The following is a 19,637-nucleotide window of genomic DNA, read 5'->3' as shown; positions in this document are numbered from 1 at the left end:
GGCTACTCCTGCGCGACTGTTGCCGAACGCCGCCGCAGGCGAAGTTGCCAGCCGACCTTTTCCCAGCTTTGCGCCTCTTCGGCGAGCGCGCCGGCGGTCAGCGGATTCTCCTGCAGCCATTTGGCTGGAATCTCGATCTGGAACCCGGACGCTGATGCCTTGACCAGCAGCGGCGGCTGGAGCAGATCATCACGCGAGCGGTGCAGCAAGGCCGCCACCCGGATGCAGAAGATCATCCGCCACAACGGATCGGCAGAGGGAATCAGGGGCAGCTTTTCCATCTTGCCGCGTTGCGCCAGCACAAGCAGCGACAGCTTTTCCTGATCCTTCTTGGAGAAACCCGGCATGTCGGCGCTGCCGATAATGTAGGCACCGTGCTTGTGGAACCCGCCATGCGCAATGGAAATGCCGATCTCGTGCAGTCCGACGGCCCAACGCAGGAAGCGCACTTCGCTCTCGTATTCGGGCTGATCGATCGGCACCAGTTGCCCGAGCATCTGCAAAGCAGTCCGCTCGACACGCGCGACCTGCTTGACATCGACCTGATAGCGCCGCTGGAACTGTTGCACGGTGGTATCGCGCATGTCGTGCTGATGGAATCGCCCGAGCAGGTCGTAGAGGACGCCGAGCCGCAAAGCACCCTCGGCATAACTCATCCGCGCTAGCCCAAGCGTAGAAAACACCGCACAGAGAATGGCCACGCCGCCGACGAACACCGGGGCACGATCGGCACGCAGTCCACCGAGCTTCAATCCAGTCGCCGATCCCGCGCGAATCAGTTGGGATTTGAGCTTGTCCAGCCCCTCACGCGTAATCCCCGGTGCGCCATCGGGGTTGAGGTTGTTGATTTCCAGGATATCGGCGACAGCCTTGGCTGTCCCGGATGAGGCAACCGCTTCGGTCCAGCCGAAAACCCGGTAATCGTTGGCGATGATTTCGATCTGCCGTGCCGCGGCGACCTCGGCCTCGAAGAACCGCTTTTTGTCGATTTTCCCGTCCGGAAAAAAGCGCAGGGAGAAACTGACGCACCCCATGAACAACGACTCCATGAGCAGCGGCTCGACCTTCTTGCCGATGACAAACTCGGTCGATCCCCCGCCAATATCCACCACCAGGCGCTTCTGCCGGGTCGGCGGCATGGCGTGCGCCACGCCGATGTAGATCAGGCGTGCCTCTTCGCGGCCGCCGATGATTTCAATGGGAAAGCCGAGTGCTGCCTCGGCCTTCTGGAGAAACAGGGCAGCGTTCTTCGCCACGCGCAGCGTATTGGTGGCCACGGCACGCACGGCCTGGGGCTGAAACCCCCGGAGGCGCTCGGCGAAACGACTCAGCGTTTCCAATCCGCGTTGCTGCGCCTCGTCATTCAGGATCTTTTCCCGGGAAAGCCCGGAGGCCAGCCGCACCGGCTCCTTGAGAGAATCGAGCGGGTAGATCTGGTTTTCCACCACCCGGCCCACTTCCAGCCGGAAACTGTTCGAGCCAAGATCGACAGCCGCAACCTGTTCGTATCCCATCGAATACCTTTCTTTTTCGTATCTGAATACTATCGACGACTGATTTTATCATCGCCCCTTCGGGCGTTTCCGCTGTTTTCCCCAAGTGACAGCGGCAATACGTGGGCTATTTCAGCCCAGGGCGTCGATCAATGCCGGAACGAGCTCGAACAGATCACCGACGAGGCCGAAATCCGCAATCTGGAAAATGGGTGCTTCGGGATCCTTGTTGATCGCCACGATGACCTGACTGTCCTTCATCCCCGCGAGGTGCTGGATCGCTCCGGACAGCCCGACGGCAATGTAGAGCCGGGGCGCGACCACCTTGCCGGTCTGTCCGATTTGCAGGTCGTTCGAGACAAAACCGGCATCGACCGCTGCCCGGGTCGCGCCAATCGCGGCATCAAGCTTTTGCGCCAGGGGTTCGAGCAGGGCGATGAAGTTTTCCCGGCTTCCCAGCCCTCGCCCGCCGGCCACGACGACGTCGGCCGCGCCAAGCTCCGGCCGCCCCGAACGCGTCAATTCGCGCCCCACCACGCGACTCAAGCCACAGTCGGCAACCGCCTCGACGGATTCGATCGGCGCCGCGCCTCCGTCGCCTGACGCTGCGAACGCCGTGGCACGCACGGTCATTACCTTGACCGGATCGACGGATTGCACGGTTTGCGTTGCATTCCCCGCATAAATCGGCCGGGAGAACGTACCGGGGCCCAGAACGGCAATAACTTCGGAAATCTGTGCCACGTCGAGCATGGCGGCTACCCGTGGCATCACGTTCTTGCCCGTGCTCGTCGCGGCGGCAAGCACATGGGTGTAGCCGGAGGCCAAGGCGGCAACCTGACTGGCGACGTTTTCGGCAGTGGGCTCGTGAAAATGCGCCGCCTCCACCAGAAGGACGCGGGAGGCCCCCGCCAGCCGCGACGCACTTTCCGCCACCGAGCGGCACGCATCGCCCACGACGAGGATGTCGATATCACTTTCCAACTGACAGGCAGCGGTCAAGGCGCTCCGCGTCACCGGATCCAGGCTGCGGTTATCGTGTTCGGCGAGCAGGAGCACCGTCATGCGATCGCTCCCGTCGAAGACAGTTCGGCTACCAGCTCGCTGACATTGGCGACACGCCTTCCGGCGGCGCGTGTAGGCGGTTCGCTGACCTGCATGGTTTTGAGCCGGGGAGTGACGTCGACCTGCAATGAGTCCGGGGTAACGACGTCAAGCAACTTCCGCTTGGCTTTCATGATGTTCGGCAGCGTGACGTAACGCGGCTCGTTCAAGCGAAGATCCGTTGTCACGACAGTCGGCAAAAGGCACTCGACAGTCTCCAGACCACCATCGATCTCCCGCGCCACCGTCACCCGGTCGCCCGATACCGCAAGTTTCGAGGCAAAGGTGGCCTGCGACCAGCCCAGCAGCGCCGCCAGCATCTGCCCTGTCTGGTTGGCATCATCGTCCGTCGCCTGCTTGCCGCAGAGCACCAGCGTCGGCTGCTCGCGCAGACACACCGCCTTGAGCAACTTGGCGACCGCCAGCGGTTGCAGTTCCGCACCGGTTTCTACAAGGATCGCCCGATCCGCGCCAAGGGCCAGCGCCGTACGCAAGGTATCCTGACACTGCGCGGGCCCGGCGGAAACCACGATGATTTCCACTGCCTGGCCGGCTTCCTTCAGACGCACCGCCGCTTCCACCGCGATTTCGTCGAAGGGGTTCATGGACATCCGGACGTTGGCCGTCTCGACGCCGGAGCCGTCGGCACGGACGCGCACCTTGACGTTGTAGTCAATCACCCGTTTGACCGAAACGAGAATTTTCATAAGGATCCCCGATCATGCCCGGCCCGGAGATCCGCCGGACCGGCGTTGCCGGATTGTAAATGATCGTCGAAGTTGCCAATGAGCTGCCAATGACAAAGGCGGCTATTGCCGCCTTTGTCAGGAAGAAAAACCGGAACCGCTTATTTGGCGACGATATCGCGGGTATCCCGGGCGATGACCAATTCCTCGTTGGTCGGCACAACCATCACCTTGATCGGCGAATCCGGCGTCGAAATCACGGTCTCTTGCCCGCGGCTATTGTTGGCTGCCTTGTCGAGCTTGATCCCCAGGGTCGTCAGCCGCTCGACGACCGAGCCGCGGAACTCCAGGCTGTTTTCGCCAATGCCTCCGGTGAACACGATCGCGTCGACACGCCCGAGCTCGATGGCATAGGCCCCGATGTACTTGAGCACCCGATGACGCAACACATCGACCGCCAGTTTGGCACGGGCATTGCCTTCGGCGGCCGCGGACATGATGTCACGCATGTCTGAGCTCACGCCGGAAATCCCCAGAAGCCCCGATTTCTTGTTCAGCGCATTATCGATGTCGGCGAACGACATATTGACATTCGCCGCCAGGTAATTCGGGATGCCGGCATCGACGTCGCCGCAGCGCGTCCCCATGACGATGCCTTCGAGCGGCGTCATGCCCATGCTTGTATCGTACGATTGGCCGTTTTTGACCGCGGTGAACGACGAACCGTTGCCCATGTGGCAGGTGATGCAGTTGAACTGCTCCTTGGCGACACCGAGAATCTGCGCGGCGCGCTCGGAGACGAAGCGGTGCGACGTGCCGTGGAAACCGTAGCGCCGGACGTGATGCTTCTCGTACCACTCGTACGGCAGCGCGTAGATGTAGGACTCCGGCGGCATCGTGGCGTGGAACGACGTATCGAAGACACCGACGTTGGGCACGCCCGGCAGGGCCTTCTGCATCGCCTCGATGCCGGTGATGTTCGGGGGATTGTGCAGCGGCGCCAGCGGAATGTTCTCCTTGAGCGCGTCGATCACGGCGTCGGAGATCAGTACCGAACCGGAAAATTTCTCCGCGCCATGGACGACGCGGTGGCCGATCGCGGCGATGTCCGACAACGACTTGATGACCCCGACGGCCGGATCGATCAGCTTGTTGAGGACCCTCTTGATGGCAACCTCATGATCGGCGATGTCCGCGGTTTCCTTGATCTTCTCGCCGCCGGCCGGTTCGTAGGCCAGAACCGAATCCTTCATGCCGATACGCTCGACCAGACCCACCGCGACGCGATGCTCGTTGGCCATGTCGAGCAACTGGTATTTGAACGACGAACTGCCGCAATTCAACACGAATACGTACATTTTGTTTTATCCCCTGGAATCAACCCCGAACAAAGAAAGCCGCCCGGAACCCGCCTCTCCGCACGGCAGCCACACCACCTTCCACTGCTACAACCGACAACGACACCCAACGACACCTACTGACCTGTCTATGTTAGATCGCGATGCAAAAGGAGAGCGATCAAGCGACACCGCTTCTGCGCGCCTATCGCGCAAGCGATTGCGATAATCGCGCTGATCTGAAGAGCCACGAAAATGATTCGGTAACGCTGCCGGTCAATCGCCTTTCCCGCGACGGCCGAGGACGGAGGCAACACACTCTTTCTATCGGCCGACAATTCAGTGATTCATATTATGAAACACTATTTTGCATTGCGCAATATCAAATATTTCAGGGGGTTGCGGAGTTCTACGGCCGAGAAAACAACTAGATTTAGCGTTTTTATTGTCTTTTATGACTAGATGTAGTAGCTTTGCACCCTGTTTTGCAGGTCAATTCTCGATGACAAACAACTACATCGACCGAGATTCGGCCCCAAGAACCAGCATTCATGGGGGATTGCTCCACGATATGCACCAACCGGACACGCAACAAAAGAAAGGCAAACCATGAGCGAGAACGCACAGCAATTGTCCCTGACCGAAATCGCCGAAGTTCCCGAATTCGCCCCCTTGAGCGAACAGGAAATTTCGGTCGAAGTCCTGATCGAGAAGTACGCCAAAGGCGCGGAAACCAGCGTACACGACGTACGTCGCCGGGTTGCCAAGGCCCTGGCGGCGAACGAGGAAGAGAAGGTCCGTGCGAAATGGGAAGAGCGTTTCCTCTGGGCGCAGGAGAACGGGTTCGTCCCTGCCGGCCGGATCAATTCCGCGGCCGGCACGCCGCTGGCGGCAACATTGATCAACTGCTTCGTGCAACCGGTCGGCGACTCGATCGTCGAGGTCGTCGATGGCCGGCCCGGCATTTACAGCGCCTTGGCCGAAGCGGCTGAAACGATGCGCCGTGGCGGCGGTGTTGGCTACGATTTTTCCTCCATCCGCCCCCAAGGCGCCCAGGTCAAAGGCACGCAGTCACGCGCCTCCGGTCCGGTGTCGTACATGCGCGTGTTCGACCGTTCCTGTGAAACCGTCGAATCCGCCGGCGCACGGCGCGGCGCGCAGATGGGCGTGCTGCGTTGCGATCATCCGGACATCGAGCTGTTCATCCACGCCAAGGATCATGGCGACCTGACCAACTTCAACGTTTCGATCGCCGTCACCGACGAGTTCATGAGCGCCGTCGAAGGCGACACCGATGTCGAACTGGTGCATCGCGCCGAACCGAACTCCGACATGAAGGCGAGCGGCGCCTTCCAGCGCGATGACGGTCTGTGGGTCTATCGCAAGGTCCGCGCACGCGACCTGTGGGATCAGGTCATGAAGTCGACCTACGACCATGCGGAACCCGGGATCCTCTTCCTCGACCGCATGAACAAGGACAACAACCTTTATTATTGCGAGCTCATCGAGGCCACCAACCCCTGCGCCGAACAGCCCCTGCCGCCTTACGGCTGCTGCTGCCTCGGCTCGATCAACCTCACGTTGTTCGTCCGGCATTCCTTCAGCAACCAGGCCGAGTTCGATTTCGAAGCGTTCGGCCAGGTCATCAAGGTATCCACCCGGATGCTCGACAACGTCCTCGACGTGACCGCCTGGCCGCTGGAACGCCAGCGGGAAGAAGCCCGCAACAAGCGGCGCGTCGGCCTCGGCTTTACCGGTCTCGGCGACACACTGTGCATGCTCGGCCTGCGCTACGACCGTCCGGAAGCCTCCGCGATGGCCGCCCGCATCTCCGAATACATGCGCGACACGGCCTACCTCTCGTCGGTCGAACTGGCCAAGGAGCGTGGCGCGTTCCCGCTGTTCAATGCCGAGCTTTACCTCTCCGGCGGCAACTTCGCGTCCCGCCTGCCCTCCGAGATCAAGGCGGAGATCCGCAAGCACGGCTTGCGCAACTCGCATCTGCTGTCGATCGCCCCGACCGGAACGATTTCGCTGGCCTTCGCCGACAATGCCAGCAACGGCATTGAACCGCCCTTCTCGTGGACCTACAACCGAAAGAAGCGCATGGCCGACGGCACGATCAAGGAATACGCCGTCGAAGACTACGCCTGGCGGCTGTACAAGCACCTCGGCGGCGACACCGAAAACCTGCCGGACTACTTCGTCACCGCCCTGGAGATTTCCGCGGAAGCGCACAAGAACATGGTCGCCGCGGTCGCCCCGTACATCGATACCTCGATCTCCAAGACGGTCAACGTCCCGGCCGACTACCCGTACGACGACTTCCAGGGACTCTACATGAGCGCCTGGAAGGCCGGGCTCAAAGGCCTCGCCACCTACCGCCCGAACAGCGTTCTGGGCTCCGTGCTGTCCGTTGAAACGGCGAAGCAGACGGAAGAAAAGAAGCAGCCACAGGACTTTGTCAGCGGTGACGCCAACCGCCGCCTGTCGATCAAGAACCTGCCGGCGCCGGTGCTGTCCAGCCTCCGCTGGCCGGGCCGCCCGAACCTGCCGGAAGGCAACATGGCCTGGACCTACATGATCGACCACGGCCAAGGCAAGTTTGCCCTGTTTGTCGGCCACGTCGAGCAGGAAGGCCGTTCCTGGCCGTTCGAAGCCTGGGTTAACGGCCCGGCACAGCCGCGCGGCCTGGGCGCCGTCGCCAAGACGCTGTCGATGGACATGCGCGCCAACGACTTCGGCTGGCTCAAGCTCAAGCTCGAATCGCTGGCCAAGACACCCGACGGCGAGGGCTTCGACATGCCCTTCCCCCCCCACGGCGAGCACAAGCGCATGCCGTCGGTCGTCTCCGCCATGGCGCGCCTGATCGAATACCGTGTCGAACAGCTCGGCGCCTTCGCCAACGAAGGCCCGACGCCGGTCCTCGATGCCCTGTTCAGCCTGAAGGAACCGAAAACCGGCACCGATGGCACGCTGTCCTGGACGGTCGATATCTTCAACCCGGCAACCAACGAAGACTTTGTTCTGGGCCTCAAGGAAATCACCCTGCCCGACGGCGTCACCCGTCCCTATTCGGTCTGGCTCTCCGGCAACTACCCGCGTGCGCTCGACGGCCTGACCAAGCTGCTCTCGCTCGACATGCGCGTGCTTGATCCGGCGTGGATCGGCATGAAGCTCCGGAAACTCCTCGATTACCCGGAACCGCTCGGCGATTTCATGGCTTTCGTACCCGGTACGCGGAAACAGCAGACTTACCCCTCGACGGTCGCCTATATCGCCAACCTGATCATCCACCGCTACGCGATGCTCGGCATTCTCGATGAAAACGGCTTCCCGCTGCAGCAGATGGGCATTCTGGAGACGCCGACCAACAGCACCGCGCCCAAGCCCACAGCCGGGAAGCTGTGCAGCGAGTGCGGCAACTTCACGATGATCCGCAAGGACGGCTGCGACTTCTGCACGGCCTGCGGTGCGGTGGGTAGCTGCGGTTAAGCAGCCGTCGCCGCTCTCTGCGCTCACTCAAAGCCCGCCGATGGAAACACGGCGGGCTTTGCTTTATCGACTCCGCCGATGGGGCCGGATCCTTCATTTTGTGGGGCGATGACCTCTATCGGAATCGACATATTGACTCGATACTCCACGCATGCGAACTTGTCGCCACACACAAATTCACGGATGAAGGCAGCAATGCCTATCAGCCGGATACAATAAAGGTAGGGGAAATGGTACGGATGAAGCGGGTTGATGACGGCGTGGACGTTTCCACGCCTAACTGCCTCCTGGAGGCGGAGCAAGGCAAAAAATGTCTTGCGAACGATCAAATCCTCGCCTATCTCAGAAACACGCCGCCAACCTCCGAACAGGAGTCCCTCACCGGAATCGAAGTAACATCGCTTTGATTTCCTTTACTGCGTTTGCAGCGAGGTCGTGGCGTAGCCCGACGTTTTTTGAACCATAACGACGTCATCGGGAAATTTTTCCGGAACGTCGACAAACAGGAAAAGGGTTGTTTCCATGTCAGAACACGCCAAAGACGGAACCGTCGTATCCGACCATTCCCGGCCCAAGGGCGAGTACAAGATGATCCTCGTGCTGCTCGTCATCTGCGTTGCGCTTTTTGTCGATTCCCTGCGCAGCGAGGGTATTTTCCAGGGCCACAGCGCGGGTCCGGGGAGCATCCCGCAACTCGTCGGCGGATTGACCATCCTGATGCTCATCGGCCTGGCGATCCAGTTCTTCCGGCAAGGCTACAAGGAAGGAGGCCTCAAGGATCTGGCACACCACCTTTTCGACCGCGACGTGGTCATCCTGATGGTGACGCTGACCATCTACGGATTCATCGTCGAGGCAATTCACTTCGTGCCGGCGACATTTCTCTTCCTGGTAACGACCATGTACCTGCTCGATCCCAAGAAGTTCTGGCTCAAGGTGGGCGTTTCCGCCGGAACGCTCGCTGCACTCTATCTGATCTTCTCGACCCTGTTCCGGGTCGTTCTGCCCTGACCTGACCCTATAAAAGGAAGGAACATCATGTATAACGGTTTGGAAGGCATCATTCAGCCATTCATGAGTCTTGGCCTGATCGGCTGGATCGCCGGCGGAACGCTCGTCGGACTCTACGTGGGGGCGATTCCTGGTCTGTCGGTGACGATGGCAGTATCGCTGCTGATTTCGTTCACGTTTTCATGGGAAGTACTGCCGGCGCTGGCCGTCATGGTCGGCATCTACACCGGCGGTGTCTATGGGGGCGCCCGCTCCGGCATCCTGCTCAACATTCCCGGGGCGCCGGCCGCAGTCGCATCCACCTTTGACGGGTTTCCCCTGGCGAAGATGGGCCTGGCCGGCCAGGCCATGGGTCTCTCGACCACGCAGGCGGTGATCGGCAATTTCTTCGGCATTCTCGTCCTGGCCCTGTTCGCCCCGCTCATTTCGCAGCTGGCCCTGGTATTCCAGGCCCGCGATTACTTCCTGCTCGCCTTCATGGGCCTGTTCCTGGTCGGCAGCCTCGCCGAGGGCAACATGCTCAAGGCGTTGGTCGCCGCATTCATCGGCATCGTCGTCGGATTGATCGGCATGGACCCCGAGACCGGTCAAGGCCGCATGACGTTCGATACGTTGAATCTGCTCGGCGGCATCCATTTCGTCGTGATCATGATCGGCACCTTCGGCATCTCGGAAGCGCTGATGCAACTGCAGACCAAGGCTGTTCCGGTCAAACAGAGCATCTCGCGCATCACCCCGGAATGGTCGGCGGTATGGGACAACATGTTCCTCACGCTGCGGGCCTCGACGATCGGCGTCGTAGTTGGCGCACTCCCCGGCACCGGTGGCGACATCGCCGCGCTGATGGCCTACGACCACGCCAAGCGGACGGTCAAGAACCCGTACCCGCAGCCGTTCGGCCACGGCGCCTATCAGGGATTGATTGCCCCGGAAGCAGCCGCCAACGCCGCGATCGGCGGAGCCTTCGTTCCGATGATGACGCTCGGCATCCCGGGGGACTCGGTAACCGCCGTGCTGATCGGCGCGCTGATCATCCACGGCCTGCGCCCTGGCCCCATGCTGATGCGCGAACAACCCGAGTTCTTCTGGTTCGTTGTCGGATCCCTGCTGGTCGCCAACGTCTTCCTCTACGTCTGGGGTATGACCGGCATCCGCGCATTCAGCAAGATCGTCGAGATTCCCAAGCCTTACATCATCCCGATCATCGTCGTGCTGACCTTCGTCGGCGGCTATTCGATCCAGAACAGCATTACCGACATCTACTGGATGATCGGCTTCGGCATCCTCGGCTATTTCATGAAGCGCTACGACTACCCGGTTGCCCCGCTGGTCCTCGGTGTGATCCTGACACCGATCATCGACGAGAACTTCCGGCGTGGCATCCAGCTGACGCGTGGCAGTGCCACTGCCTTCTTCGAAGGAATGGTGACCAACACCGTATCGCTGGTCATCCTGATCATCATGTTGCTGACTGCCATCATCTCGAGTCCCAAGGTCATGGGGGCAATCCGGGGCCTCTTCAGCAAAAAAGAAGCCTGATCCGGAAAGGGCGCGAAGGGATGCGAATCTCCTGGTTTTTCGGCTTTGGCTGGACGTCGATCCTGACCGTGGTCGCCTGCGGCATCGGGATCAACCTCCTCAGCGGACCGGCGGTCTGGGCATTGTACGTACCCTTTCTGCTTGTCGCGCTGAACATGAGCATGCGTTTCCGGCTCTATTCCACCCAGCCGTGGCGTCGTATCCACAGCCGCGCGATGATCGCCTTCGGTGACCTGGCGGAAGCCGAATACGAGGCTGCCAGGAAGGAGAACCGCGAGTACGACATCCGCGTCCCCTGCACCGGACTCGCCAAGCACCTTTTTGGCGAAGGAAGCTCCGAGATTTCAGCCTTGCTGCTGGATGACAACCGGAAAACGTACTACAAAGAACTGGTCAGAGAGGTTCCAGAGGTGTTCCTGAACGGCGTCGCCGAAGCGCGGCAGGATATCGTTCTGGGAGGAATCGACCAGGATATCGACGCCAGCAAGCTCGGACCGGATATCCTGATTGCCAGGGCGATCGAACAGAAGCACTCACGCGCGGAAGCGGCCCGGTACCTGCATGCGCTGATGCTCGGCAAAGTACGATAAAAAGGACAAAAGACGCATTGCCCCAATACAGCAATTCTTCACACCAAGACGATCGGATCGTCGGTGATTGATGATGGCGGCACCCAATCATTGAAATTTTCGTTGATTGGTTTTTTCAACAAAGGAGAGACGCATGAAAATCATCAAGTGGTCAAAACTGGTAATTGCAGCGGGACTCATGGCAGCCGGCGTCGCCGGCGCGGCGGACTATCCTGACCGCCCGATCAACGGCTATATCGCCTGGGGCGCAGGCGGCGGCACCGACACGGTAACCCGCCTGCTTACACCGATCGCCGAAAAGATTCTCAAGCAATCGGTGATTCTGGCCAACCGCACCGGCGCAACCGGCGCCATCTGCGCGCAAGCGGTCGCCACGGCGCCAGCGGATGGCTACACGGTGATGTACCACGCGGAAAATCCGCAGCTGTACCAGGTTCTCGGTCTTTCCAAGTTGAGCTACGACGACTTCGACCCGGTCATTCTCTCGGTTCAGGGCTCGACCGTCATCGTCGTGCCGAAGGACTCGCCGATCAAGAGCTACGAGGACCTGATCAAGGCCGCCAAGGCCGAGCCGGGCAAGCTGTCGATCGGTACCAGTGGTGTCGGCGGACAACCGTGGGTTACCTCGATGCTGCTGAAGAAGGTCGAAGGCGTCTCCTTCAACCCGGTCGCCTTCCAGGGCGACGGCCCGCTGGTCACCGCCCTGCTCGGCAAGCAGCTTGACGTCAGCGGTCTGGCCGTCGGTGCGGCCGTCCAGTACGTCAAGAATGGCGACGTGCGTGCGCTGGCCGTGATGAGCAGCAAGCCGAACCCGGCCATTCCGGAAGTTCCGTACATCACCAAGCTGAACCCGGCGTTCACCGAGTCGATGAAAGCTTCCGGCTTCTTCTACGGCGTGTTCGTGAAGAAGGGAACGCCGCAGCCGATCATCAACAAGCTGACCGAAGCCTACAAGTTCGCGCTCAACGACACCAAGTTCGTCAATTACGCGATCAACAACGGCCTCGATGTCATCGGCCTGACCGGCAAGGAAGCACGCGACTTCATGAACAACTGGCGTGCCCAGATGTCCTGGCTGATCTACGATGCCGGCGCTGGCAAGGAATCGCCGGAGAAATTCGGCATCCCGAAGCCCAAGATGTAATCGCGTAGAATTACGCAATTCCCAATCCGGACGACGGGCGGTGAAAACCGCCCGTCGTTCTTTATAAAGCAACCGAATGCATGCCTGACGTCCCCATCCACGAACCGCTGGTTTTTGTCGATCTGGAAACCACGGGAGCCAACTTTGCCAACGACCGGATCATCGAAGTCGGCCTGATTCAGGTCGATCAGGAAGGCGTGCGTGAGTGGAGCACCCTCGTCGATCCGGGACGGCCTGTCTCCCCGTTCATCACGGGGCTGACCGGCATCGACACGGCGATGGTCGAAGGCGCGCCAACCTTCGAGCAGTTGGCACCCGAGTTGCTGGAGAAGCTGCGCGGTCGACTCTTCATCGCCCACAATGCCCGTTTCGACTACGGCTTCCTCAAACACGAATTCCGGCGCCTCGGCATCGCGTTTCGCGCGACGAGCCTGTGCACGGTCAAACTCTCGCGCAAACTCTTCCCGGGACATCACCGGCACAGCCTGGACACGCTGGTCGAGCGTTACGGCATTGCCACCGGCGACCGCCATCGCGCCCTCGCCGACGCCCGCGTGCTCTGGGACCTCTGGCAGCACTGGCACGCGTTGTTGCCCGCGGAAACGATCCGGAACGCCGTCGAACTGATCACAGGCCGTCCCGAGCTCCCGCCACAGCTCGATCCGGCGCTGCTCGACGACCTCCCCGAGGCGCCCGGCGCCTACGCCCTGTTTGGCAAGGATGGCGAACTGCTGCTCGCCAAACGTGCCGCGAACATCCGCCAGCAGGTCTTTGTGCACTTCGCTCCGGCCAAGCGCGATACGGCGCTCGTGCGCGACACCTGGCGTATCGAATGGCGCGAAGCCGCCGGAGAATTCGGGGCTAGGCTGAAGGAACTTGCGTTGACCTCCGAACGGCGGGATCAAACCGAGCTCTGCTCCTGGCGGCTGATCGATCATGGCGAGCAAGGATTCCACCCCGAACTGGTTTTTGCACGTGACCTTGATTTTGCCCATGCAGACAGCCTTTTCGGTCTTTACCACTCACGTCGAGAAGCCGTGCACGCGCTACGCAAACTTGCCGAGGCGCATCGCCTGTGCCACACGCAATTGGGGCTCGGCAACGGCAAGCAGGGCGAAGCCTGCGTTGCCTACAAGCAGAAGGCCTGTCGAGGTGCCTGCATCGGCAAGGAACCGCTCTCCCTGCACAGTGGCCGCCTGATGGCTGCATTGGCGAAACACCGCGTGCATCCCTGGCCCTATTCCGGCCCGATATCGCTGATCGAGCGCGACGAATTCGGGATGCGCGAAGATCATCACATCATCGACGCCTGGTGCCACCTCGGCACGGCTCAAGATGAGATGACCCTTCGGGCAATTCTCGAAAACCGTGAGGGCTCGAGCACACTGTTCGATCCGGATGTCTACCGGATCGTACGCAAGGCGCTGCTTGAGGGAAAACTCCGGACCCAGCTTCTTCTGGAAGGGACTTAAGCGCCCCTATCGCCCCCTATCGCCAATACCTACTTCGACAACTCGATCGTCACCGACTTGCCCGAACGCCCACCGGCCTGACGAAGAACAGCCTCGATATCGGTATTCCCGCCCTTCAATGCCCAGTCGACAGCTGTTTCGTCGTGCTCGTTGATGATCGTCGGATCTGCGCCCTGTTTGAGCAGCGCCTTGACGGTATCGGCATGGCCGAAACGCGCGGCGAAAAACAGGGCTGTCGAACCGTTCTCTGTTCTTCCGTCCACTTCCGCGCCGCGGCTGATCAAATAGTCCACAATCTTCGTGTGCCCGTTGTACGCGGCATAGGACAGCGGCGGCCAGCCAAAGAAATTGATCTCCGCCCCGGCCTCCACCAACCGCCGGACGAATTGCTCAAGCCCGTGATACGCCGCGATGCTCAACGCTGTTTCCCCGTTGCTGTTTCGCGTATTGAGCCGCGCCCGATGCTGCAAAAGGAAATCGAACAGTTGAGGCATATCCCGCTTGACGGCCTGGATCAGCAGCGTGTCACCCTGCTTGTCCACGGTGTTTACGTCGATTCCCCGTTTGATCAGATTGATGGCCGCATCCGGATCATGGCGAATCATCGCTTCTTCCAGATCGTTGAGTGCCCCGGCAGCAACGGCGAACGGAAGCAGGATGGCAAACAGGCCGGTAAAAATTCGCTTTTTCATGGTCACTTCAGTGGTTGAGCCGCCTGGAACAGGCGAAAGAAATTGTCCGTCGTCGCCTTGGCGATCGTCTCGTAGGAGACCTCGCGCAACGTGGCGATCTCTTCAGCGACCTTTCTGACATAGGCAGGCTGATTGACTTTTCCGCGGTAGGGAACAGGCGCCAGGTAAGGCGCGTCGGTCTCGACGAGCAGTCGGTCGAGCGGAACACGGCGCGCGACATCTTTGACCAGCTGCGCATTCTTGAACGTCACGATGCCCGATATCGAGATATAGAAACCGAGACCCAGGGCCGCTTGCGCGACGTCCCAGGTTTCTGTGAAGCAGTGCAGAACGCCACCTGCATCGTCCGCTTTTTCCTCGGTCAGCACGCGCAGCGTATCCGCGGTCGCTTCGCGATTATGGACGACCAGCGGTTTGCCGGCGGCACGCGCCGCGCGGATATGCGTCCGGAACCGCTCGCGCTGCCACTCGGGCGCATCCTTGTGCCAGTAGTAGTCGAGACCGGTCTCGCCGATGCCGATCACCCTCGGATGCTCGGCAAGCTTCACCAGGTCGTCAACCGAAGGCTCTTGCACCCCCGTATTTTCGGGATGCACGCCCACGGTGGCGAAAACCTGCGGACAGGCTTCGGCCATCGAAAGAATCCGCGGGAAGTCCTCCAGCGTCACACCGATGCAGACCGCGCAGCCGACATCGGCCTGCTGCATCGAATCGAGGATCTGGTTCAGATTTCCCGCCAGTTCGGGCAAATCAACGTGGCAGTGAGAGTCAACAAGCATTGATCGTATCTGGCTACATGGTATGAGTCGGCCGACTCGACTGCATCACGCCGCCCAGAAGACCTTCGATCTTGCGCTTGGCCTCGATACCGCTCTCGTCGTTCTTGAAGTGCACACCGATCCCCTGCGCCTTGCTGTTCTGTGCCCCCGGCGGAGTCATCCAGACAACGGTTCCCGCGATGGGCAGCTTCGTCGGATCATCCATCAAGGCAAGCAGCATGAAGACCTCGTCGCCGACGTTATAGCAGCGGGTCGTCGGAATGAAGATGCCGCCGTTGCGCAAAAACGGCATATAGGCGGCGTAAAGCGCCGATTTCGAGTTGATGTTCAGCGACAGGACGCTCGGGCGTGGCGCAACGGGTCTGGATTCTGGGGCTTCGGCCATTAATTGCTGTCTCGGTCAGGACGGAACAACGCCGCGTAATTCAGAAAAAAATCCTCGAAAAACAGTCGGCTATTCACGGGTTGCTCGCAATGCTGGCGGTATTGTAGCGCTTTACGACTGAATGCCAACAAGCCGGGCAGCGTGGCAAAGCGGCTTGATTCGCGCAAGGCGGATGCTTGTGCCGTGAAATAGCGCGGTACGCCCCCGGCCTTGATGACAAGCAAATCGGCGAGCCACTTCTGGAGCCATTCGACCGCCCGCCTCAACGGCACGGGCCGCTTTTCCGCCTTGATCACCTTGTCGATGGCTGCAGCGGTACTCATGGGATCGAGGTTGCGACCTTTTGCCAGTTCGGCAACGAGCGCATCGACCAGGACGCGCTCCTCCCCGCCACCGAGTTCGACCGCCAACAGCGGCGCCCCGCCGGCCAGGGCCAGCCACCGCTCCGGATCGTCGACTCCGGCATCCGCAACCCATTCCATGGCACGCGCGTGCTCCGGCACCGTAACAGGGACGTGCTGACAACGGCTGCGGATGGTCGGCAACAGACGTTGTTCATCATCGGAAACAAGTAAAAACAAAGTACTTGGCGACGGTTCTTCAAGCGACTTGAGAAGTGAGTTCGCTGTCGAGCGATTCATCGCCTCCGCCGGGCAGATAAGGACGACACGGACCCCGTGACGATGGGTGCCGACGTGCAGGAATTCGTCGAGTCCGCGAATCTGATCAATGGTGATCTGCTGACTCGGCTTTTTCTTCGCAGTCGCCCCTGTACTGGAAGCCGTCTCCTCGCCGTCATCCATTGCTTCGGGCTGAACCAGCCGGAAATCCGGGTGATTACCCTGCTTCAGCCAGCCACAGGCCAGGCAGGAACCGCACGCAGCCAGGGTGGGAGACGGGTTCTCGCAAAGCAGTGATTCCGCGAAGGTGCGGGCCAGGGCAGACTTGCCAATTCCACGTGACCCGGTGAGCAAAAGCGCGTGCGGCAAATGAGCCCGCCGCGCCCCGAGTTGCTTCCAGACGCTTTCATGAAGATAAATTATGTTCATAAACAGCGATCTACGACGTAATATTCAACTTCTTTCTTGATTGATTCTATCGGCTGTCCGGCATTGATTACGACGATCCGCGAAGGCGCCGACGCCGCCCGCTCCAGATACGCCTGGCGGACGCGCACATGGAAATCGACGAGTTCCTTTTCAAACTTGTCGAGATCGCGCCCATCCTTGGCAAGACGTTCGCTCGCGACATCGGGAGGAAGATCGAACAAGAACGTGAGTTCGGGTTGCAAATGGCCATGCACCCATTGCTCGAGCGCTAGAAACTTGGTCTTGTCCAGGCCCCTGCCGCCACCCTGATACGCGTAGGTCGCATCGCTGAAGCGGTCACATACGACCCACGCCCCGCGCGCCAGTGCCGGCTCGATCACCTGCGCGAGGTGTTCGCGCCGTGCAGCGAACATCAACAGCGCCTCGGTTTCAAGATGCATCGGTTCGTGCAGCAACAGTTCGCGCAATTTTTCTCCAAGAGAGGTGCCACCCGGTTCACGCGTCGCCACAACCTCAAACCCTTTTTGCCGCAACAGTTCAACGACCGTAGCAATATGCGTGCTCTTCCCGGCGCCGTCTATGCCCTCGAAGGTGATGAATTTTCCGCGCGAGCTCGTCATGTTTTGAGGCAAGTAATCTCTCCTTATCGCGATTTGCGCTGAAAGCGGTTCACGGCGTTGTTGTGTTCGTCGAGCGTTTTCGAAAAATGACTGCTGCCGTCGCCGCGCGCCACGAAATAAAGTGCCGAACTTTCGGCAGGATGCAGTACGGCCTTGATGGAAGCCAATCCCGGCATGGCAATCGGTGTCGGTGGAAGGCCGGCGCGGGTATAGGTGTTGTAAGGGGTGTCGGCGAGCAGATCCCGCTTGCGCAGGTTGCCATCGAAGCCCTGGCCGAGGCCGTAGATGACGCTCGGATCCGTTTGCAGCAGCATGCCGCGCTTCAGGCGGTTGATGAAGACTGCCGCCACCGTGGAGCGATCCTGCTCACGACCGGTCTCCTTCTCCACGATCGATGCAAGAATCAGTGCTTGATAAGGATTGGCGAGAGGAAGTCCTGGCGCCCTTCCCTCCCATTCCTGCGTTATGTGCCGCTGCATCGCGCGATAGGCCCGGGCCAGCACTTCGATATCCCGGGATTTCTTTGCAAACAGATACGTGTCCGGGAAAAACCATCCTTCCGGCGCTACACCGTCCGCGCCGATCCGACGCATGATCTCCATGTCGGTCAGGCCAGTCGAGTCATGCAGCATGTCAGGATGCGCGTCCAGACGCTCGCGCATCTGGCGGAAGGTCCATCCCTCCAGCAAAACGATCTCGGACAACGTCACATCACCGCGCGTCAGTTTCTTCAACAGATCCAGCAGCGATTCGCCCTTGGCGATCTCGTAGCTCCCTGCCTTGATCGACGCATCCACGCGCAACAGCCGCCCCAAGGCGACCAGCACCAGAGGTTCGAACGGAACCCCGGCAGCGGTGATATCCCGTGCCACGGCGCGCATACCGCTTCCCGGCGTAACGCTGAACTCGATTCGCTCGCCACCGAGCGCCAACGGCTTGGTAACCAGCCAATAGAACCCGCCGGCTGCGCAAACCGAAAGCAGCACTACGCCAAGCAACAGGGTTCTGAGCAGTCGAAGCATCGTTGAGAGGAAACCAATGGGGAAACAAGGGAGGGGCAATTCAGCGAGGCGATATAATAGCCGAAGAGCACAGGACTGAACCGACAGCCCCTTTTCCGGGTCGTAATCGCCAGTCCATGAGCAACTTTCATCTCCGGCTCGACGGCATAACACAAAGCACAAAGGAAAAGACATGACTCCCGACTGGCAGGAATACCTCGCTGCAAACGGCGCGCGTTTCGACAACGGGCAGATCGTTGATTTCGGTGACCCGGCCCGGGAACTGTCGGCCGCACGCGAGGCGACGGTACTCTGCCCGCTGACGCATCTCGCCGCTTTCGAGTGCACGGGAAATGATGCCCGGACCTTCCTGCACAACCAACTGACGAGCGACGTCAATCACCTCGGTGCAGACGTCGCCCAGTATGCGGCATGGTGTTCGCCGAAAGGCCGGATGCTGGTCAGTTTCATCCTCAGCCGGAATGCCAACGGTTTTCTCGGCCTGCTTTCCGCGGATCTTCTGGCGTTCACCCTGAAGCGTCTGCAAATGTATGTCCTGCGTTCCAAGGTCAATGTCCTTGATCGTTCGCCGGATTTCCAATGTCTCGGCCTCTCCGGCCCGCACGCCGAAGCCGCCTTGCAACGCGCCGGATTGCCCCTGCCAGCGGGCCCGATGAGCACTGCATCGAGCGCAGAAACTACGGTGATTCGCCTTGACGAGCGGCGCTTCATCATCATCGCCGACAGTGCAACAGCCGCCACTGTTTGGGAGTCGCTGTCAAAAAATGCCGTCCCGGCGGGTGCACCGGCATGGTGCTGGCTCGATATCCAGGCAGGCATCCCCATCATTGCCGAAGCCACGAAAGAAGCCTTCGTGCCGCAGATGGTCAACTTCGACAAGATTGGCGGCGTCAGCTTTCACAAAGGCTGCTATCCCGGGCAGGAAGTCGTCGCCCGTACCCAGTACCTCGGCAAGGTCAAGCGGCATCTCTACCGCTTTCACGCCGAATGCGGCGTTGCCGCCGGTGGGTCGGTTTACCCCGTCGCCGGTTCGACGGAGCAACAGCCTTGCGGAATCATCGCCGGCGTCGCCCCCTCGCCTGACGGCGGTTACGATGGCCTGGCAGTCATTCTGGAAGGAACCATCGAAAATGGCGAGTTGACTACCGACGACCGGAACGGCGGGCGCTGCACGCTCGCCAACGTAGCACTCGTCGAAACGGCTGACTGACTTACCAGA

The 19,637-nt window shown here is 60.4% G+C and carries 18 protein-coding genes; 7 read left to right on the top strand and 11 right to left on the bottom strand.

Annotation, left to right across the window (positions count from 1 at the left end; translation table 11 throughout):
- Window positions 1–2: 2 nt before the first annotated feature.
- From ppx to BO74_RS01690, 4 genes are all read right to left on the bottom strand, one after another.
- On the bottom strand, window positions 3–1,514 hold the full coding sequence (gene ppx / locus BO74_RS01705; protein ID WP_496439560.1) for an exopolyphosphatase: 1,512 nt from the start codon (window positions 1,512–1,514) through the stop codon (window positions 3–5).
- A 111-nt stretch (window positions 1,515–1,625) separates the two neighbouring features.
- On the bottom strand, window positions 1,626–2,558 hold the full coding sequence (locus BO74_RS01700; protein WP_496439558.1) for an electron transfer flavoprotein subunit alpha/FixB family protein: 933 nt from the start codon (window positions 2,556–2,558) through the stop codon (window positions 1,626–1,628).
- Window positions 2,555–3,304, bottom strand: a complete 750-nt coding sequence (locus BO74_RS01695; RefSeq protein ID WP_496439557.1) for an electron transfer flavoprotein subunit beta/FixA family protein — start codon at window positions 3,302–3,304, stop codon at window positions 2,555–2,557. Before BO74_RS01695 ends, BO74_RS01700 begins: the two co-directional genes overlap by 4 nt.
- A gap of 140 nt (window positions 3,305–3,444) precedes the next feature.
- Entirely contained in the window at window positions 3,445–4,641 is a 1,197-nt protein-coding gene (locus tag BO74_RS01690; protein WP_496439556.1) for an acetate kinase, read from the bottom strand.
- 588 nt (window positions 4,642–5,229) lie between these two features.
- Here BO74_RS01690 and BO74_RS01685 point away from each other — a divergent pair.
- Window positions 5,230–8,115 carry an adenosylcobalamin-dependent ribonucleoside-diphosphate reductase gene (locus tag BO74_RS01685; RefSeq protein WP_496439554.1) on the top strand — a complete coding sequence of 962 codons (2,886 nt, stop codon included), beginning with the start codon at window positions 5,230–5,232 and terminating at the stop codon, window positions 8,113–8,115.
- Between the two features lie 23 nt (window positions 8,116–8,138).
- On the opposite strand, the gene BO74_RS01680 is transcribed toward BO74_RS01685, so the two are convergent.
- A complete protein-coding gene (locus BO74_RS01680) occupies window positions 8,139–8,444 on the bottom strand; it encodes a hypothetical protein (protein WP_496439552.1) in 306 nt (101 codons plus the stop codon).
- Between the two features lie 193 nt (window positions 8,445–8,637).
- Between BO74_RS01680 and BO74_RS01675 the strand changes: the two genes are divergently transcribed.
- The 5 genes from BO74_RS01675 to BO74_RS01655 all read left to right on the top strand — a co-directional run bounded on the left by BO74_RS01675 (window position 8,638) and on the right by BO74_RS01655 (window position 13,871).
- Complete coding sequence (locus BO74_RS01675) at window positions 8,638–9,126, top strand: tripartite tricarboxylate transporter TctB family protein (RefSeq protein ID WP_496439551.1); 489 nt, start codon at window positions 8,638–8,640, stop codon at window positions 9,124–9,126.
- 27 nt (window positions 9,127–9,153) lie between these two features.
- Window positions 9,154–10,665, top strand: a complete 1,512-nt coding sequence (locus BO74_RS01670) for a tripartite tricarboxylate transporter permease (protein WP_496439549.1) — start codon at window positions 9,154–9,156, stop codon at window positions 10,663–10,665.
- 20 nt (window positions 10,666–10,685) lie between these two features.
- Window positions 10,686–11,255 (top strand): hypothetical protein, encoded by a 570-nt coding sequence (locus BO74_RS01665; protein WP_496439548.1) that lies wholly within the window; start codon window positions 10,686–10,688, stop codon window positions 11,253–11,255.
- A gap of 133 nt (window positions 11,256–11,388) precedes the next feature.
- Window positions 11,389–12,399 (top strand): Bug family tripartite tricarboxylate transporter substrate binding protein, encoded by a 1,011-nt coding sequence (locus BO74_RS01660; RefSeq protein WP_496439547.1) that lies wholly within the window; start codon window positions 11,389–11,391, stop codon window positions 12,397–12,399.
- Between the two features lie 80 nt (window positions 12,400–12,479).
- Window positions 12,480–13,871, top strand: coding sequence for an exonuclease domain-containing protein (locus BO74_RS01655; protein WP_496439545.1), 1,392 nt, complete (start codon window positions 12,480–12,482; stop codon window positions 13,869–13,871).
- A 29-nt stretch (window positions 13,872–13,900) separates the two neighbouring features.
- Here the strand turns inward: BO74_RS01655 and BO74_RS01650 are convergent, their stop codons facing one another.
- From BO74_RS01650 to mltG, 6 genes are read right to left on the bottom strand one after another with little or no spacing between them, the layout of a single operon-like run.
- On the bottom strand, window positions 13,901–14,563 hold the full coding sequence (locus tag BO74_RS01650; RefSeq protein WP_496439544.1) for an ankyrin repeat domain-containing protein: 663 nt from the start codon (window positions 14,561–14,563) through the stop codon (window positions 13,901–13,903).
- 2 nt (window positions 14,564–14,565) lie between these two features.
- A complete protein-coding gene (locus BO74_RS01645; protein ID WP_496439542.1) occupies window positions 14,566–15,342 on the bottom strand; it encodes a TatD family hydrolase in 777 nt (258 codons plus the stop codon).
- A gap of 13 nt (window positions 15,343–15,355) precedes the next feature.
- Window positions 15,356–15,727: a PilZ domain-containing protein gene (locus BO74_RS01640; RefSeq protein ID WP_496439541.1), complete on the bottom strand. Its 372-nt coding sequence runs from the start codon at window positions 15,725–15,727 to the stop codon at window positions 15,356–15,358.
- Window positions 15,727–16,776 (bottom strand): DNA polymerase III subunit delta', encoded by a 1,050-nt coding sequence (gene holB / locus BO74_RS01635; RefSeq protein ID WP_496439539.1) that lies wholly within the window; start codon window positions 16,774–16,776, stop codon window positions 15,727–15,729. Before holB ends, BO74_RS01640 begins: the two co-directional genes overlap by 1 nt.
- A complete protein-coding gene (gene tmk, locus BO74_RS01630; RefSeq protein ID WP_496439752.1) occupies window positions 16,773–17,396 on the bottom strand; it encodes a dTMP kinase in 624 nt (207 codons plus the stop codon). The genes holB and tmk overlap by 4 nt, the downstream gene beginning before the upstream one ends.
- A gap of 23 nt (window positions 17,397–17,419) precedes the next feature.
- Window positions 17,420–18,418, bottom strand: coding sequence for an endolytic transglycosylase MltG (mltG, locus tag BO74_RS01625; protein WP_496439538.1), 999 nt, complete (start codon window positions 18,416–18,418; stop codon window positions 17,420–17,422).
- 172 nt (window positions 18,419–18,590) lie between these two features.
- On the opposite strand from mltG, the gene ygfZ reads away from it, so the two are divergent.
- The gene (ygfZ, locus tag BO74_RS01620; RefSeq protein ID WP_496439536.1) at window positions 18,591–19,628 is read left to right on the top strand and encodes a CAF17-like 4Fe-4S cluster assembly/insertion protein YgfZ; all 1,038 of its coding nucleotides are present in this window, start codon (window positions 18,591–18,593) and stop codon (window positions 19,626–19,628) included.
- Window positions 19,629–19,637 lie beyond the last annotated feature (9 nt).

Source organism: Propionivibrio pelophilus DSM 12018, assembly GCF_059569095.1.
Note: the sequence above shows the minus strand (reverse complement) of the source record. Positions and strands in the feature narration are given on the sequence as shown.